A 19,517-nucleotide genomic window follows, 5' to 3' on the forward strand; every position below is an offset into this window, starting at 1 on the left:
GACAATATAGTAATTTTTATATTGCAATATCATCCTAATATGGTAAGAATATAAGACTCAGAGGTATTAAATCAAAAAAATTTTCAAAAGGATTTTTTAATGACAGATCAAGGTATAGTTAAAATTGATGCAAGCTTAAGGGAAAATGTAGGTACAGGTCCTTCGCGCGCACTAAGACTCAGCGGAGAAATACCAGCAGTGATATATGGTAAAGGTCGTGAATCTCTAAGTATATCTTTATCCGGCAGAGAATTTTTAAGTAAGTACAGGTCTGCTGCACTGTCAACACATCTGATTGAACTTGAAATAGATAATAAAAAAGAATATGTACTAATGCGTGATGTACAAAAACATCCAGTAACTGATAGAATACAACATGTAGATTTTCAATTTATTGATTATAGTACAGAAATAAAAATAGAAGTACCTTTAATATTTACAAATGAACAAAAATGTGTAGGTATCAAGAGAGGTGGGGTATTAAATATATTACATCGCACTTTATCTATAAAGTGTTCTCCCAACGCTATACTACAAAATATAGAAATAGACTTATCTGATTTAACTGCAGGACACTCTATACATGTAAGTGATTTAAATCTTCCTCCAGAAGTAAACGTTGTAATGAAGGAACACAATCCAGCAATAGTAACAATTTCTAGCACAAGTATGGAAAAAGAAGGTGAAAGCAATCAGGAATCTACACCTACTGCTCCATCATCAGAACATTAATCTGTGTTAAGGTCCTGATGTTTCACTTGTTAGCTGGGTTAGGTAATCCCGGCAAAAAGTATGAGCTAACTCGCCACAACGTTGGGTTTATGATTGTAGACGCAGTGGCAAAACAATTTCATTTCCCAGATTTTAGAGAAAAAAATGAGGTGCTAATATCAATTGGTAATATTGGATCACATAAAGTTATTCTTGTAAAACCTTGGGCATTTATGAATAACTCAGGAGCTCCTATTCTAAGCATAGTTAGTTTATATAAGATTCCACTAAATAATATAATAATTCTTCACGATGAAGTAGAAATAGACTTTTGTACTATAAGAGTAAAAAAAAATGGTGGTAATGCTGGACACAATGGCCTGAAATCAATCGACAGCTTACTCGGTAAAGATTATTGGAGAGTAAGATTTGGCATTGGACATCCTAGACAAAAGATGGGCTTATCATGCTATGTTTTATCTCGCTTTCATAATCTTAATGCCGTAAGCAATACTATATCCTATATAGCAGAACACATTACACTACTTTTAGAAAACAATCACCTAACATTTATGGATAAATTCAAAAATCTTCCAAAATACGAAGACATTTCAACATAATACATTTTAATATTATGATTTTCTATTAGTATTCACATAACATAATAAACATCTTTTTACCTTGCTTTCAATTGTATAGCTAAAAACATATTTAATACTATAAAATACTCTTATATCACACAAATTCTATTACTTACACTACCATACTATAACTACAACAATAATTTATTAAAATTTCTGTATTTCTGTGCTAGAATATAAGCTAATAAGTTCTATTTTTTACTAACCATGCAATTTAACGAAATATACGAAGAATGCGGAGTATTTGCCATACAAAATAACAATCACGCCGCTATCAATTGCATTTTAGGATTACATGCACTCCAACATAGAGGACAAGAATCATTTGGCATAGTCACATCAGAAAACAACAAGCTTTATTGTCACTATTCGAATAAACAAGTTAACAGCATATTTAATCAACAGTCAAAAATAGATTCTCTATTAGGAAAAACTGCAATTGGACATATACGTTATTCCACAAGTGGGAGTAAAATCGGTGTTCAACCAATAACTTTAGATTGTAAATTTGGAAAATTAGCAATAGCTCATAATGGTAACCTTACCAATGCAGTACAGATAAGAAAACTCCTTACTGAAAGAGGTTGTATATTTTCATCAGATATTGATACAGAAGTAATTGCACACCTAATTGCTATTAATACACAAGATACTTTATTAAACAACATCATCGATGCGTTAAAGACTATCAAAGGAGCATATTCTCTAATAATATTAATAAATGGCACCATAATATGTTGTCGTGATCCAGCTGGCATTAGACCGCTAGTACTAGGTATACTAGACAATTCATACATTGTAGCTTCAGAAACTTGCTCTTTAGATATAGCTGGAGCACAATTTGTAAGAGATATATTACCAGGGGAATTCATTACAATTGACCAAAACAACTCCTTAACAAGTTCTTTCCCATTTAAAAAACAAAAATCAAGTTTTTGTATTTTCGAATATGTATATTTCGCACGACCAGATAGTATAATAGGTAACAAGTCTATATATGAAATACGCAAAAACATAGGCAAAGAACTAGCAACAGAATATCCTGTTCCGAAAGATACACATATGATAGTACCAGTACCAGACTCTGGAGTACCAGCTGCATTAGGATTTGCAGAATACACAAAAATACCTTTTGAATTTGGAATAATTAGAAATCATTACATAGGCAGAACTTTTATCCAACCTAATGACTACATTCGTAGCATGGGAGTAAAGCTAAAACATAATGCTAATTCTTCTATTTTAAAAGACAAAATAATAATCCTAATAGATGATAGCCTTGTTAGAGGCACAACATTAAAAAGCATAATAACATTACTACATAAAGCAGGGGTTAAACAAATACATTTAAGGATCTCTAGTCCACCAACCGTAAACTCTTGTTTTTACGGAATAGATACTCCAGAAGAATCAAAATTAATAGCTAATAGGTTGTCGCAATCAGAAATTAAAGACACACTTGGCTGCGATAGCCTATACTTTCTAAGTATAGACGGTCTGTATAAGGCAATATGCAATACAAAACGTAATAATACCATACCTCAATATTGTGATGCTTGTTTTACTGGAGATTACCCTATAGGAAAAATGGAATAGCGGGCTCTTACTACAGTAAAAGTACATTTCAATAGTAAAAGTATATTGTCATAAAACTTATTATAATAATTCTCTATTTAGTAAGTTACTTCCTTATGAAATGAAAATAACCTAGGCCCATAGGAATACCCAAGAAATAAAGGATATTTCTATACATACACATAACCCTTATAGCAGAACAATTACAAATCTTATTTCAAAACCAGCGAGCCTGCCTATAATTAAGAGCAACTCATTTATTTCATCAATTCATAAAGATACTAAAGTTACACACTCTATCAAAGTGTCCTACAACAAAGAAATTTGATAAGAAGTTACGTTAGTTCAGAGTAGAATATGAAAACAATTTAGCCCAAATATTCAAGAATATTTGTAAACATACACAATTTTTGCAATAAAACAATTTTATCTTAAAATTAGCTAACCTTTATAGTAAAAGTAACTAACAGCACTTTCGCTAACTGATAAAAACACTATAGTTATACACTCTACAAAAGTAATTTACAAAAAGCAGAATATAATAAAAAACCATGTTAACCAAGCAGCACCTTCACTTTAACCCCACCAATCTCTAAATTACACAGGTCATTTCTTGAATTAACATCCAATAAACATAACCCTACATTACCAACATTAGATAATAATTTCCCTATTTCCTGTTGATCACACATAACTTTTGTATCACAAAAAGATTCATGCTCAGAAATTACAGTATATATATTTTTCTTTATTCCAGCACGATACATACGTGCTACCGTTTCTTGTCCTATATAACAACCCTTATTGAAATCAATTGCATTCAACTGTCCCATCCTAAACTGCAAAGGAAATGAAGTACCTTTTATCATATCCTTACTACAATCTGGCACAGTATTACTAATCCTTAATAGTTCATAATCTTCATATTTCCCAACGCTATATTTTACGTCACTAAACATTTCATTAGACTCATCGAATATTACACGCAAGCCTAGTTTAGATAATCTAGGATCCTGAAAGAATACAGCATCACTTTCACAATAAGTATATCCACATTCACTTTTATCATGATGCTCCCCAATAAACACCCCAACTTTATAGTGTTTTTTTTCCTTAATTGTTATTTTTAACTGTAATTTATATAACAAAAACCTTTGTATAATTTCTTCCTTCTGTGTACTACAGCAATCTAACAATACATATTTTCCGTATTGAACAACAAAGAAATCATACATATATCTACCACTAGAGTTTAAAAGCAGAGAATAGATAGCTTTATTATGACTCAGATTTAAAATGTTATTCGTTGTAGTTTGATTTAGTAGTTGCTTAGCAGCCATACCATGGAAGACTATAACACTTCTATTAGGCAAAATTATAAATTTGGTCATATTCCTCCATACCTTTATTACTTAAACTTTTAATCTTATTCTGTCTATAAAAAGTAACCATGCAATTATTAATTTGTGTTATCATTAAAACTTAATACATACCTGTTCACATAATATTATTCTTGATTCAAATAAAACTGTTCTTATTATGCTATATACTATTACTACATATAAAACAGCTTGTTATCTGCTTTATTACCATATCTTTTACACATAAACTTTTAAGAATATTCTACTTACAGTGATACATCATGTGCTAGAAATCATCTATCATCGATAAAAATTATGCTATATTACTTATAAAACAATTTTATTGAGGAAGAAACAACTTAATCATTCTTATAATTCCATGCTATCCTAAAAGAATAGAATCTAACAACATACTTGAATTTTCACATCCATAACCATATAACTGCATATTTTTTATACACAAGAAGGATTATTGGCTTTTGACGCTTCAAGCATTAAAGATTTCCCTGTAACAATACCACCAGAAAACAGTCCTACAATACCACCAAATGCTATTAGCAAGAACCCCATCCATATTAAATTTATACAAGGTTTATAATATACTTTCACCGCTATGCCTCTTGCTTTATCTATATCACCAATAACGATATAAATATCAGACAACCACTGCCTATATATAGCACTTTCAGTATTCCTTATTCCTTCAACTATATAGAACCTATTTTCAGGAAATATCTTACCCAATACTTCACCAGACTTTACTATTAAAAATTTTCCACGGATAGCATTGTAATTCTCATTTCTTATAAAAGATAATCTAGATAAAATAACTTGAAAATTTTTCACATTAATGGAACTATTTTCCTTCATATAAAGCTCATAGGTTTCACCCCACACAGTAGAAGCAATTACTCCAAACATAAAAACAGCAACACCTATATGCGCTACTAGCATAGCATAATACTTTTTAGAACAAGATTTAGCTAATTTTACAGTATCACAAAACGGTACTACAAATATTTTCACCTTCCTACAATATGCCTCTAATATCGACAAAAATAACAAAACTGATAATAGAAGTATTAAAATAATGAAAAAATTATTATCCATAATAAAAGGAAAAATTAACAAAGTAATAAGTCCAGAAAACTTAAAATTTTCTATCAAAATTTTATTTCTTTCCTTATCTAATCCTAAGCTGACTATCATTAGTAACAAAGTACAAAATATTAAATAATTAAACAAAGAATTATAATATGGTGCACCTATAGCAATAACATCTCCAGTAATAAACTCTAAGACTATAGGATATATAGTTCCAATAAATACTATAGTAAACGCTGTTAACAGTAGAACATTGTTAAACAGCAACATTGTAACCTTTGACAAAAACAAAAAATTATATTTTTTTCCCTGAGGTTTCTTTGAAAAACAAATAAAACTCATCATTCCACTACTAATTATCATACCAATTAACACTAATATATAGAATCCACTTTCTGGATCATTAGTAAAAGCATGAACAGAAATTAAAACACCAGACCTTACTAAAAACGTTCCAATTAGACTCATCACAAACGAACAAATTGATAACAAAACCGCGGAATTATAAAACATATTAAATTTTTTAACTAAAGGCAGCAAATGAATTAAAGCTGTTCCTAACAACCATGGCATAAGTGAGGCATTTTCAACCGGATCCCAAAACCAAAATCCACCCCAACCTAACTCTCTATATGCCCACCAACTACCTAACCCTATTCCTAAAGTTAAAAAAGACCATGCAATCAGAGCCCACCTGTTTATAACTACTGCCCATCTTACACTATCTTTTTGAGTAATAACACCAGCCATAGCAAAAGAGAATACTACGCTAAATCCTACATACCCTAAATATAAAATAGGAGGATGCACCATTAACCCAATATCTTGTAATATAGGATTAAAACCCAATCCTTCGTATTCAATAGTAGACATCTTCATAAAAGGATTAGCTACCAATAAAGTAACCAACAAAAAACCAAAGTTAATCATATGTTGTATTGATACAGATATTCTTTTGAAATCATCTTCATCAAGAAAAATTTCTAATAAAAAACTATATAGACTTATTACCCACACCCATAATAAGATAGAGCCTTCATAATTACCCCAAATACCAAATATCTTATATAATAAAGGCTTAGTTGTATGTGAATTGTAGTACACATTACAGAATGAAAAATCATCAATAATGTGTATATACAACAATAATCCTACAGAAGCACTTGTCAGCACAAATATCAATACTGTAAGCACTTTTGACCAGCAAAAAGATATATTAACAATAAGTGGATAAACTATTGAAAATATACACACTATCAAAAGCGGAAGCTCTATTAAATTAATCATTATAAATTTTTAACAATACTTAAAAAATAAAAACTATTCATTATAAGACCTTCATAAAAACTTGCAAAGCGTAGCTTTATTGGTCTTAAAGTCAAAAAACAACTGTAGTAAGTTAAGTATTAGAGGTATACCACAATGTAAGCTCAGAACATTTGATCAACCAATATTAAGAACATCATTTTACAACATCAGCATTAATTATGCATTTCATAAAGATCAGAAAATCACTAAACTATACATTAACCTTACACAATAAAATACAAAAATTCCTTCAGTAAAAAACAATCAACAAAACTTATGCAATACAAACAATGGTGTTGGATAATATAAATGCTTCTATGTAATTCACCTTCAATGATAAAACTATTATAGTATTCACCAAATTCCAGAGCAAATCACTATTACAATTAAAATAATATTAAGTAGTTATAATGTTCTTTTGTCAATTTAACTAATAACAATACATTGCTATAGTACAATTACACTAATATAGTTAGTATAAAAATTACATCAGTATATTAATAAAATTATCATTGTTTCAAGACTAGCAATTCTCTATACTTGGAAGAGAAAAGTAAGTAAAATATTTTATAATGCAGCCTATTTTCAATAATAAATACGAATTCAAAAATATAGAGACAAAATATAACACAATTTGGAACACGACAAAACTATACAAATGGAAAAATTCAGGGAACAATCAATTTGTAATTGATACTCCTCCTCCAACAATATCTGGACAATTACATATAGGGCATGTTTTTAGTTATTGTCATACAGATTTTATTGCAAGATATCAGCGCATGCTTGGAAAAGATGTATTTTATCCTATAGGATTCGATGATAATGGTTTACCAACAGAACGGTTAGTAGAAAAAACAAAGAAAATACGTGCTACAGATATTAGCCGTAAAGAATTTAATACAATATGTAGACAAGTATCACACGAATTTAGAATACAATTTAAACAACTTTTTCAATCCATCGGAATTAGCTATGATTGGGATTTAGAGTACCATACAATAAGTGAAAACATACAAAAAATATCTCAAGCATCATTCATAAACTTATATAACAAAGGAAAATTATACAGAAAATTACAACCTATATTCTGGGATTGCATTGACAAAACAGCCATAGCACGTGCTGAAGTTGAAGAAAATGAGATATCATCTTTTATGAATACAATCACATTTGCTACAGAGACAGGTATTCCAATAAATATTGCAACAACTCGTCCAGAACTTATGCCAGCTTGTGTTGCTGTATTTTTCCATCCTTCAGACACAAGATACAAACATCTTTTCGGGCAAAGTGCAATAGTACCAATATTTGGCAATAAAGTAAAAATATTGCCAGATGACCAAGTAAAAATAGACAAAGGAACTGGTCTTGTAATGTGTTGCACATTCGGAGATGAAATGGATGTATACTGGTGGAATAAGCACAATCTAGATACTAAAATTATCATTAGTAAATCAGGTATTATATATAATCTCAGTAGCAATACAACCCAAGGACAAAGCGTATGTAACCAATTACATGGGTTATCGATAATAAAGGCTAGAGAATTAATCCTTGAAATACTAGATCAGAATAATTTACTAAGACATAAACAAGAAATTATTCATAACGTTAAATGTGCAGAAAGATCAGGAGCACCTATTGAAATACTATTAAGCCATCAATGGTTTATTAAAGTAGTAGAAATAAAGCAAGAACTATTACAACAAGTACAAAAAATTAACTGGCATCCAAAGTCGATGCGTAAACACATAGAAATTTGGATAGAAAGATTAAATTGGGATTGGTGTATATCACGTCAAAGATACTTTGGAGTACCATTTCCAGTTTGGTATTCTAAAAAAGAAGCTGGAAAGGTTATCTTGCCTGATATTAATACACTGCCAGTAGATCCGATAAACGATTTACCTGAAGGATATCAAGATACAGAAGTAGAAGCAGACACTGATGTAATGGACACTTGGGCTACTAGCTCGTTATCTATTCAATTCCATAATACATCTACAATACCTGCCAATTTACGAGCTCAAAGTCATGAAATTATAAGGTCTTGGGCATTTTATACCATTCTACAAGCCTATTACCACAACAATGATATACCGTGGAAAAACATTATGATTAGTGGATGGTGCCTTGCAGAAGATAAAACAAAAATGAGTAAATCAAAGGGAAATGTTTTAATTCCAAATAAACTTCTGGAAGAATACGGAGCAGATGTAGTACGTTACTGGGCTGCCAACTCTAAACTAGGAGCAGACACTACATTTTCTAGTGAAATTCTAAAATTAGGCAAGAGGTTTACTACTAAGCTTTGGAATGCAAGTAAATTTGTTTCAATGTTTGTCAGTCAGTATTCGGAAGTAGATTTACGATACATAACAGAAACAATGGATAAGTGGATACTGTCAAAATTATACAAAGTCATCATTAAAGCAACAGAAAGTTTTAACTCTTTTAAATATTGTATAGCGCTTGAATACATAGAATCTTTTTTTTGGCAAGATTTCTGTGATAATTATCTCGAGTTATCTAAGAAAAGAGCATATGGAAAGGTTAACCGCCAAGAAACCCTAAGCGCAATACATACTCTATCCTTCGTGTTAAGAGAATTACTCAAAATGTTAGCACCTTTTATGCCATATATTACAGAAGAAATATACAACACACTTTATAGCAATAACAATTCAATTCATAACCACAATAATTGGCCTATTGCAGATGCAGGTTTGTATAATGAGTCAGATGCATTATTAGGAGAAGACTTTATAGAAATTCTTAATCAAGTACGAAAAATAAAAGCAAATGCTCAATTATCTGTTAAATATAAAATCAATAAACTAACCATCAGTAGCAATCAGAATTGTAATTTCCCTAGTTCATTAGAAAATGATTTAAAAGCCGTCTGTAATGCTGACCACATAGTCTATATTAATAAACCAATAATTGATGCTAATGAAGAAAAATTTCTAGTATCTGCAGAATTTGCTAACGAGTAAGATCTAAGTTGCTTTACACAAAGATTAATACAATACAGCATGTGTTATGTTACAATTAGCAAGAAGACAACCTTGAGGGATTATAAAATTACACAGTATATAAATAACCTCAATAAAACCATCTTGGACCGAATCTATAATACTAGGAACCCCCTTTTAAAACTCTCTTGCTATATTAAATTCAATACCTACCATAGATATTGTAAATGTTACTGCAATATGGCAACAATAAACCCTATGTAAGTAAAACACCTAGTAAATTACATGTTGTAATAAATATGAACACTGTAAAAACTAAAAGTATACATTGCAATCCTCTCCACCAACATCACTTCCTATTGTTAAAAGGATAAAGTTACAAATAACTTTAATGATTCACTGTACTACATTTTGGCAGGACATTTTCTTTCCTTAATCCAACACAACAAACAAAGACATTATATAGAGAGTACTTTATAATAAAACATATTGATATATAAATTCCAAATTATGCAGAACACAAACTACTTCGTTTATGCTACAAATTGATTCTAAATAAGCATTACTGTATAAAAAAATACACGATACTTCAAAACATCTGTAACATACTCACTATAAACAATAAATAAAACAATCTAACACAACTCAATTTATAAGATTCTACAGAAACAAACAAAGCATAAATATTATACCCCTTTTTTAGACATGAAGCTTCTACATCGCTAACCACTATATGTTGTTTTCCTTTCCCATTTTAAAAATTTAGAGTGATAAGCTTTACATATACATATATATGAATCGTTCACATTCTTAATACCACATCAATCACCACGTAATACTCGACTTTTTTGTCTATTCCAATCCCTAGTTTTGATAGTTTCTCTTTTATCATGAAGCTTCTTGCCTTTTACAATCACAATCTTAACTTTCGCTAATCCTTTATTATTAAAATATAAAAACAATGGCACAACAGTAAAACCATCATTCTTCATATTTCCAGATATTTTATATATTTGCTTTTTCTTCAATAACAGCTTCCTAGGCCTAGTAGGACTATGATTTCTAGTACTTGCGTGATTATACTCTGAAATATGCAGATTACATAACCATAACTCCATATTTCTCTCAGTAACATATGCTTCAGCTATACTTACTTTTCTCTGTCGCAAAGACTTTACCTCACTGCCAATCAATACAATACCAGCATCAAATTCCTGAATAATAAAATAATTAAATCTTACTTTACGATTTTCAACTATAATATCCACAGAAAAATTGTACTCCCAATTACCAATTTGCTTTTACATATTGAATAAGTTTATCTATACTAGTAACTTTAATATTATGACGCTGAGAAAATTCTATAATATCAGGCATTCTTGACATTGTTCCATCAGAATTCATTAATTCACACACTACAGCTATTGGAGCTGATCCTGCAATTTTTGCGATTTCAACACTTGCTTCTGTATGACCAGACCTTTCCAATACCCCACCTTTTTTAGAAACAATAGGAAAGATATGTCCAGGTGTTACAAAATCATCTTTTGTAACATTTTCATTGACAACTGTAAGTATAGTATGGGCTCTATCATGAGCAGAAACACCAGTTGTAATACCATAACGAGCATCTATAGAAGTTGCAAAAGATGCACTATTATCATTAACATGCCGCTTCGGCATAAATTCTAATCCCAATTTATACATGAAATCTTCCGTAATAGATAAACATACAATACCACTACCATGAGTTATCATAAAATTAATTACATCACTCGTTATTTTCTCCGCCAAAACTACCAAATCACCTTCATTTTCCCTCTGCTCATCATCAATTAGAATAAACACTTTACCTTGTTTGGCATCTTCAATAATATGCTCTATAGGAGAGATAAAACTTGAACTTTCTGATACAATAATACCCATTAATCCTCTCACCTTCTTTATATAAATTCAATCTTTATAATCTTATATATTCTATAATCACCTTTTGGAGTTTTAACTTCTACAATATCACCTTCTTTTTTCCCTAATAAAGATACAACTAAAGGAGATTTTATTGAAATCATTTGTTTTGAAATATCAGCTTCATATTCACCAACAATCTGATAAACTACTTCATCAGTATTACCAGTTTGTTCATCATATATAGACATAGTCACAGTTGCCCCAAACATAACAGTATCTCCAGACAAACTTGAAACATCTATAACTTCAGCCCTAGATTTTTTTGATTCTAACTCCATTATTTTACTTTCTACTAATCCTTGCCTTTCACGAGCAGCATGATATTCCGCATTTTCAGATAAATCCCCCAATTCTCGTGCTTCGGAAATAGACTTAATAATCTTAGGTCTCTCATGTTTTAATGACTCTAACTCTAACTCAAGTTTTTCAAATCCACTTTTTGTAATAGGAAATCTCGCATTTATATAGTCATTCATAAGCCATACCTAATAATACAGAACTACTCAAAACTTAGAAGTAATCTTACCTATAATATCTAACAACAAGTCTTTTACATCATCAGTAAAATTATTTAATATACCATCCAAAACATCTGGATAATTTTCATTAAGTTCTTTCAAAAGTATTTCTTCAAATTTACTTACATTATTTACGCTAATACCATCTAAACAACCACTTGTACCAGCAAATATCACAGCAACTTGTTCCGCTACAGATAACGGAGAATATTGTTTTTGTTTCAACAATTCCATCATTCTCCTACCTCTATCTAATACTTTTTTAGAATGTACATCAATATCAGATCCAAATTTTGCAAAATCTTCTAACTCTCTATACTGTGCCAAACTTAATTTCACAGAACCTGAAACTTTTTTTACAGATTTAGTTTGTGCAGCAGAACCTACCCTTGAAACAGATAACCCAACATTTACAGCTGGGCGGAATCCTTTATAAAAAATTTCAGACTCAAGAAAAATTTGACCATCAGTAATCGAAATTACATTAGTTGGAACATAAGCAGATACATCCCCAGCCTGCGTTTCAATTATTGGTAAAGCAGTCAATGAACCACCTCCCTCTTTATCAGACATTTTAGCTGCTCTTTCTAATAACCTAGAATGTAAGAAAAACACATCACCAGGATATGCTTCACGACCTGGAGGACGTCTTAATAATAAAGACATTTGTCTATAAGCAACAGCATGTTTTGATAGATCATCATACACAATCAAACAGTGCATGCCATTATCTCTGAAAAATTCTCCCATTGCACAAGCAGCATATGGTGCAAGATATTGCAACGATACAGTATCCGAAGCTCCAGCAGCAACAACAATTGTATATTCTAAAGCTCCACTGACACGTAACTTGTCAACTATTCTTGCAACAGAAGAATTTTTCTGTCCTATTGCAACATAAACACAGTAGACTTTCTTCTTTTCTGAAGCTGTATCATTATGTGCTTTCTGATTAATAATAGTATCAATTGCTATTGCAGTTTTTCCTGTCTTTCTATCGCCTATAATTAACTCACGTTGTCCACGTCCTATTGGTATTAACATATCTATAATTTTAATACCAGTCTGCAAAGGTTCAGTAACAGATTGTCTTGCAATAATACCTGGAGCCTTAATTTCTACTGGCAATCTAACATTACTATCAATATTACCAAGACCATCAATAGGATTACCTAATGCATCAACTACTCTTCCTAATAATTCTAATCCAACAGGAACATCCATCAATTTCCCTGTACATTTTGCAGTATCACCTTCCCCAACACTTCTTTCGTCACCAAATACAACTATACTAGCAGTATCACAATCTAATCCTAATACCATACCTGTAATACCATTAGCAAAAACTATCACTTCTCCAAATTTCGCTTTTTCTAATCCATATACTAAAGCTATACCATCTTTAATAGATATAACCTCACCTACACTATCAGACTTTACTTGATTATCAAAATTCTCAATACGCTCCTTAATAACTTTTAACACTTCACCTGGAGATATAGTATTATTCATTATTATACCTTACTATTCACTTATACTACGTATAGCCATTTTACTAAGTTCTCGTAAACTTTGTAAATAACTATTTAATGACACATCTATCACGTCAAAATTCACCCTAATAATAAAACCACCTAAAATATTAGGATCTATATTGTTTGTTACACTAACAACTTTCCCATACTTCTCAAATAATACATTACATATACCATCTTTTTCTTGCTTTGTTAGTAAAGCACATGAAGTAACGGAGATATCCACTTCTCTATTATGTTTTTTTACTAAATCAAGAAATGTATCAAAAACTTGCAGTAATATATTCCCTCTATTATTTTCAATAACAACCAACATAAACCTGACTAATATAGAGTCAATATAATTTTCTATTACTTTAATAAGCTCTATCTTGTGCTCTCTTAATACTCTAGGACTAGATAAAAATAGAAAGACATCATCAGAAATCTCAAAAAGATTCATAACAAACTTTACACTTTTACAAATAGAGTCTACATTATCTGATACACTAAACAATGCTTGAGCATAACAAGATGCCAAATGTCCACCTCTATATTGAATCATAAGCTTTTAAAGGAAACATAAAAAACAGCAAAATGTTATACATTATAGCAGCACCAGTCAAGTATTTTATATCTTAATAAATAAGATAACAGGTTATTCCCCTAAACACTTATACTTATAAATACTCAAAATTCCTCACCTAATAATAACACTTTCTCATTTACAAAATACCTTACTGATTTGCAAACAATGGATATATCATTTAATAAAAAATACACTATAATGTACTAAGACATCAATTTCAATCTAAAAAATTAGTATTTATACATTCAAGCAACATCCTAACTAAACCAATTCAGTACGTACATGTTATACAAACTGAAGCTTTGATTACAGTTCCATGTCCTTATATAAAAGTGATTAGATCATATATATATTCAAAATCTATGTATCCTTTAATTTTTAAATAAACATACAATCCAGTCAGTAATGCCGATGTGACAGTTGCAATTATTGACTTAATGAACAAATAAGATTCAATAGGAGCACTGCTCGCAACACCAACTACTGGATTATCAGAAACTTTAACCTTTATAGGTAATATTAAAAATAAAATAACCCACCAAGATACTATAAAAAATACAATATTTTCAATAACCATACAACTTAAGTCCAAATTATGGTATTAAAACCTTTACAATGATCACATTCATAATGCCAACGTTTAGAAGTATACTTACACTTTGCACAGTTCCAACGTTTATCTGCTATAGCATCTTTAGTAATTTTATCCACCCAATACAAGAGCTCACTATGATCTTGCGATAATACTTTTAGCTTCAGCATTAAAAAGTATAAAGAAATATAAGTTTGAGTCTTGAAACTATGATTTAAATATTTCATCGCTGCATCATACTCACCTAAATTTATAGCATCCTGTGCTATAAGATATATACTAAAGTAATATCCAGTATTAAAGCCGTATAACTTATGTACAGCATGACTATTATGTTGCATGATGTCTAAATAGAAATTTGCAATATCAGGATGCGGATTAATACGGTATTCGTGTTCAAGAATACTCACTGCTTTACGTTTTCTATGAGTATCCATATAAAACTGAGCTTTAAGTAATGTAACAGCAGTACTATGATGCTGTGAACAATTCTTAATGTTATCAAGTACCTTTAAACCACCATCATATTTTTGAAGATCATAATATTGTTTTGCTAAAGCATAATAAAATATACTAAGCATTTCTTGCATATTATAGGGTAAACTTATCCTTAATTTCATTACCTTCTTCATTTCCTCAATCGCATTACTCCAATCCCTAGAAATGCGATATATTTCTAACTTAAAAATAGTTGACCACGATTGTTTGTAAAAAATTTCTAGCATTTTCCTAAGTAAACTCAGCTGTTGGATTTGATCTTGTATTTGCATAATAACACTCAACAAGTATACACCCAATGATGTATCTATCACCGGTACAACCTTTGTAAATTGAGCAAAATATTTCTCAGCTAATGTATACCTTTTATTATCAAAACAAATCCTTCCTTTTAATAAAAATAAAGATGGATGATTAAAATTCCCTAGCTTTATTATATTTTTTTCCGCTCTTTCAATATCTCCACAATTTAAATACATATAACCTTGTTCTAATAAGGTCATTTTTTTACTCTGCAAATTCCTTCCATACCTATATACACATCGAGAAAGACAAAAAATAACTCGTACTAGCAGAATTAAAAGAAAGAAAATAACAGCAACGATAAACAATGCAAAAAGGATATTTATTTCAATATCATAGCCCAACCAATCTATTCTGATAATACCATCGCAATCTACTCCCCATAATCCTACAATAAGTGCAACAACAACAAAGATTAAAACGCTTGTAATCATGAAACACCAGGTAACTTAATTATATATTTTGATAACTGATCATATATTACTAATATGTTCTTTTCCATAGATACTATATCTTCTAGCTGTTGTATCCATAGTTCTAATTCTGCAACAGATGACAATTCCTTTTTAGAGAAGTTTAATGCATCACTCCAAAGACTAGCATCAAGATAGCTCTCTACTTCTTTTAAATTATGAAGCAGTACATCTTGCTGATTTTTTACTACAATCCATTTAAAAAAAACTTTTTGGACCATATTAGAACGCAAATAATGTAACTCATGAGCTATTTTTTTGAATGAGAATTTCAATCTACTGAATGTAGTCAATTTTTTGCTATCCAACCTTTCAATCTCAGCCACAGCCTCACTAATTTTATTATCATCAAGTTTAAGTAACATAGGCTTTATTGAGTAAATTATACTTTTTACTGATATATCCCCTAAAAATGCCTCTTTTAAATTAATGACAGACAACAAGAGCTTTGCAAGCCATTCTTCACTAGAACAGCTTATAATATCATTATCTTCTGACGTAATTATACGTTGCACGGGACAATTTTCCTTTTGTTTGCTTAAATATGAATTAAGCAAACTCTGATTTACCTGTACTAAAACAGACCGTACATCATTTTCCATCACTTTTCTATACTGCTGACTAAATTCAGCCAGGTCTTTTTTTACATCTAAATAAGAAAAAACAGCACATATAGAACAAGAAGTGGCTATCAAAATCATAAAAAACCACCCCCATACTGCCCTCATTATCATATTAACCCCTACTCATGCCGTAAAATATCTGCTGGATCTTGACAAGCAGCTTTTCTAGCAGGAAGCATAGCTGCAGTTAAAGATAGAAACAACGATAACAATGATATTTTTACCACATCTTCTACTAATAAAACAGAAGGCAAGGTATCAAAAAAGTAAATTATAGGATCAAAAATATTACTATTACTAATTTTTTCTAATATACTTTTAATTTTATCAATATTCAAAGAAACTACTACCCCTACTATGCAACCTAATATTGTCCCTATAAAACCTATAAAAAACCCACACATACAAAATATCCTGAGTATACCACAACGTGTCACACCTAATGTACGCATTATAGCAATTGCCCCTTTTTTATCTTGTACTAATATAGACAAGCTTGAAATAATGTTAAATGTTGCAACTATTATAATTAAAGTCAATATAAAAAACATTACATTACTTTCAATTTTCAATGCATGAAAATAACTGCCCTGTTGCATTTTCCAATCTTCACCCTTCATATTTGTTTTACTTTCTATTATGTCCAGTATTCCTGATGACTTATTAATATCAAGAACTGATACTTCTATACTTTTAACTCTATTATCATAACGGAAAAACAACTGTGACGCATGTAAAGGCATATATACTAATGTACTATCATATTCATACATTCCAACATCAAATATTGCAATAACTTTATAGGTTTTCATCCGCGGTATGTTTCCTATAACTGTAGATATACTTTCTGATGATATAATAGTAAGTTTGTCTCCATAATTCACATGTAAAATCTCAGCTAATTTTATACCTATAGCAATACCATCATTAAATTCAGAAATACTACCACTAACTATATTGTTTGCTATTATATCATTACGTTCTATATCTTGCTTTTCTATACCTCGAACTATCACTCCGGATACATTACTATTAGACTTAATCATAGCTTGATTCTCAGTAATAGAAACAGCATCTTTCACTCCAGGAATCTCCTTGATTAACCTTGTGATATCATGATAATCACAATCAATATTATCATTAAAATAAATTGCTATATGACCATTCAATCCTACTACACAATTCAACAATTTTTCTCCAAACCCATTCATGACAGACATAACTATAATTAATGTAGCAACTCCTAGTGTAATTCCTATTACAGACAACATAGTAATCATAGAACACAAAAATCTACTACTACTAGACTGTAAATAACGTAGTGCTAACATCAATTCAAATTTAAACCACATCTTACACCAACAAAATAATATTATTAATTTACAATCATTAAGATGATAATACAAAATTACATTACTGATAATTAATAATTTATAAACATTTTGTAAGCAATATTGTCTATGCTATATACATTATGTAAAAATTTATTAATTTAAGCATAAAATAACATATTTAAGATCTCACACAAATATTGGATTTATACTCATTGTAATACCTGAACTCCTACAAGTATGAACATTAAGTTATATTTGAAAATGCTGCTAAAATAGATTGTCAAAACATATCTTACTGAGATATCTTTAAGTTTACTCTAGTAAAATAAATGTTGTGAAAATTACATCATCAAAATTATATTCCTTTTTTAACAAACCACAATCTGTGAACAATATACTTATTTATGGCAATGATTATGGTAAAATTAACATGTATAAAGAAAAAATTATCAACCATGTTAATATAAATTCTGATTTTACTATAAGTAATCTTGATTTCCCTACAGTAAACAAAAATCCTAGCACATTATTTATAGAGTTAACCACAATATCTATGTTCTGTGAAAACAAATTGATTATACTAGTTAATGGCGAAAAATCTATCTCTCAGGAGCTAAAACACATTTTAAACAACAATATAGGTAACAACTATGTCATTATAACTTCTGGAGAGTTATCTACTGATTCCACCTTAAGACAATATTACGATAATTCACGAAATGCTGCTTCTATAGGATGTTATAAAGATGATAATGATAATCTTACATTTATAATATCAGATTTTCTAACGAAAAATAAAATACACTACAACAGTATAACACTACAGTACTTACACAATGTTCTATCACAAAACTGCAATGCACTACAGCCGGAACTTGAAAAACTTATGTTATATATAGGTAATGATAAAAACTTAACAACTCAAAACATCCAAGAAAGTTTATTGACAGAACTAGACCCAGTATCAGAAGATCTATGTGTATCCATTGCAGAAAAAAATCTAGAAAATTTCACAAAATTCTCTGATATATTACTTAAAAACAAATTCACACCAATAGCCCTAATAAGAATTCTTATTAAATATTTTTCAAGGTTAGAATACTTAATAAGAACCGTAAAAAACGGTGAACCAATAAACCAGGCATTAAAATCTATACATCCCCCTATATTTTTTAAATCAATCCCTACAATAAAGAAACACATATCTGCAATCTCACATTCCGAAGTTAACAATATAATAAGAAAATTAGTAGAAATAGAAATACAGTGCAAGAAATCAGATCTAAATCAAGAAGTGATATTTAAATATTATCTTACAGCAATGATTATTAGTAAATAAGATAGCACAGACTAATACTATTAACATTACACCTCCAAGACGAAATCCTAATGTAACTACATATATACAAACTTGCATTACTACTGAT

At 30.1% G+C, this 19,517-nt stretch carries 15 protein-coding genes and 1 pseudogene; 5 read left to right on the top strand and 11 right to left on the bottom strand.

Going from position 1 to position 19,517, the window contains the following annotated elements; all coding sequences use genetic code 11:
- Positions 1–99 precede the first annotated feature (99 nt).
- The 3 genes from PVA18_RS04190 (at position 100) to purF (ending at position 2,948) form a co-directional block, all read left to right on the top strand.
- Positions 100–732 (top strand): 50S ribosomal protein L25/general stress protein Ctc, encoded by a 633-nt coding sequence (locus tag PVA18_RS04190; RefSeq protein WP_045804949.1) that lies wholly within the window; start codon positions 100–102, stop codon positions 730–732.
- 17 nt (positions 733–749) lie between these two features.
- The gene (pth, locus tag PVA18_RS04195) at positions 750–1,331 is read left to right on the top strand and encodes an aminoacyl-tRNA hydrolase (RefSeq protein ID WP_045804950.1); all 582 of its coding nucleotides are present in this window, start codon (positions 750–752) and stop codon (positions 1,329–1,331) included.
- Positions 1,332–1,559: 228 nt separating this feature from the next.
- Complete coding sequence (purF, locus tag PVA18_RS04200; protein ID WP_045804951.1) at positions 1,560–2,948, top strand: amidophosphoribosyltransferase; 1,389 nt, start codon at positions 1,560–1,562, stop codon at positions 2,946–2,948.
- Between the two features lie 533 nt (positions 2,949–3,481).
- Here the strand turns inward: purF and PVA18_RS04205 are convergent.
- Entirely contained in the window at positions 3,482–4,318 is an 837-nt protein-coding gene (locus tag PVA18_RS04205; RefSeq protein ID WP_045804952.1) for a YgfZ/GcvT domain-containing protein, read from the bottom strand.
- 423 nt (positions 4,319–4,741) lie between these two features.
- Complete coding sequence (locus PVA18_RS04210; RefSeq protein WP_045804953.1) at positions 4,742–6,679, bottom strand: heme lyase CcmF/NrfE family subunit; 1,938 nt, start codon at positions 6,677–6,679, stop codon at positions 4,742–4,744.
- Between the two features lie 593 nt (positions 6,680–7,272).
- Here PVA18_RS04210 and PVA18_RS04215 point away from each other — a divergent pair.
- A complete protein-coding gene (locus PVA18_RS04215; RefSeq protein WP_045804954.1) occupies positions 7,273–9,699 on the top strand; it encodes a valine--tRNA ligase in 2,427 nt (808 codons plus the stop codon).
- Positions 9,700–10,499: 800 nt separating this feature from the next.
- Here PVA18_RS04215 and smpB read toward each other — a convergent pair.
- The 9 genes and pseudogenes from smpB to PVA18_RS04260 all read right to left on the bottom strand — a co-directional run bounded on the left by smpB (position 10,500) and on the right by PVA18_RS04260 (position 18,108).
- The gene (gene smpB / locus PVA18_RS04220; RefSeq protein WP_045804955.1) at positions 10,500–10,946 is read right to left on the bottom strand and encodes an SsrA-binding protein SmpB; all 447 of its coding nucleotides are present in this window, start codon (positions 10,944–10,946) and stop codon (positions 10,500–10,502) included.
- 19 nt (positions 10,947–10,965) lie between these two features.
- Entirely contained in the window at positions 10,966–11,604 is a 639-nt protein-coding gene (ribB, locus tag PVA18_RS04225; protein ID WP_045804956.1) for a 3,4-dihydroxy-2-butanone-4-phosphate synthase, read from the bottom strand.
- A gap of 17 nt (positions 11,605–11,621) precedes the next feature.
- On the bottom strand, positions 11,622–12,122 hold the full coding sequence (greA, locus tag PVA18_RS04230; RefSeq protein WP_045804957.1) for a transcription elongation factor GreA: 501 nt from the start codon (positions 12,120–12,122) through the stop codon (positions 11,622–11,624).
- A 27-nt stretch (positions 12,123–12,149) separates the two neighbouring features.
- Complete coding sequence (gene atpA, locus PVA18_RS04235; protein ID WP_045804958.1) at positions 12,150–13,676, bottom strand: F0F1 ATP synthase subunit alpha; 1,527 nt, start codon at positions 13,674–13,676, stop codon at positions 12,150–12,152.
- Between the two features lie 2 nt (positions 13,677–13,678).
- Positions 13,679–14,243: pseudogene (atpH, locus tag PVA18_RS04240) on the bottom strand (ATP synthase F1 subunit delta).
- A 346-nt stretch (positions 14,244–14,589) separates the two neighbouring features.
- The gene (locus PVA18_RS04245) at positions 14,590–14,844 is read right to left on the bottom strand and encodes a DUF1467 family protein (protein ID WP_045804960.1); all 255 of its coding nucleotides are present in this window, start codon (positions 14,842–14,844) and stop codon (positions 14,590–14,592) included.
- Positions 14,845–14,849: 5 nt separating this feature from the next.
- Positions 14,850–16,094: a heme biosynthesis HemY N-terminal domain-containing protein gene (locus PVA18_RS04250; protein ID WP_045804961.1), complete on the bottom strand. Its 1,245-nt coding sequence runs from the start codon at positions 16,092–16,094 to the stop codon at positions 14,850–14,852.
- Entirely contained in the window at positions 16,091–16,834 is a 744-nt protein-coding gene (locus PVA18_RS04255; RefSeq protein WP_231568512.1) for a hypothetical protein, read from the bottom strand. Before PVA18_RS04255 ends, PVA18_RS04250 begins: the two co-directional genes overlap by 4 nt.
- A 41-nt stretch (positions 16,835–16,875) precedes the next feature.
- A complete protein-coding gene (locus PVA18_RS04260; protein WP_045804963.1) occupies positions 16,876–18,108 on the bottom strand; it encodes a lipoprotein-releasing ABC transporter permease subunit in 1,233 nt (410 codons plus the stop codon).
- Positions 18,109–18,520: 412 nt separating this feature from the next.
- Here PVA18_RS04260 and holA point away from each other — a divergent pair, with 412 nt between their 5' ends.
- Positions 18,521–19,429, top strand: a complete 909-nt coding sequence (holA, locus tag PVA18_RS04265; protein ID WP_231568513.1) for a DNA polymerase III subunit delta — start codon at positions 18,521–18,523, stop codon at positions 19,427–19,429.
- Positions 19,430–19,517: the final 88 nt, after the last annotated feature.

It is taken from the genome of Ehrlichia muris subsp. eauclairensis, assembly GCF_051097115.1.
GTDB classification, from domain to species: domain Bacteria; phylum Pseudomonadota; class Alphaproteobacteria; order Rickettsiales; family Anaplasmataceae; genus Ehrlichia; species Ehrlichia muris.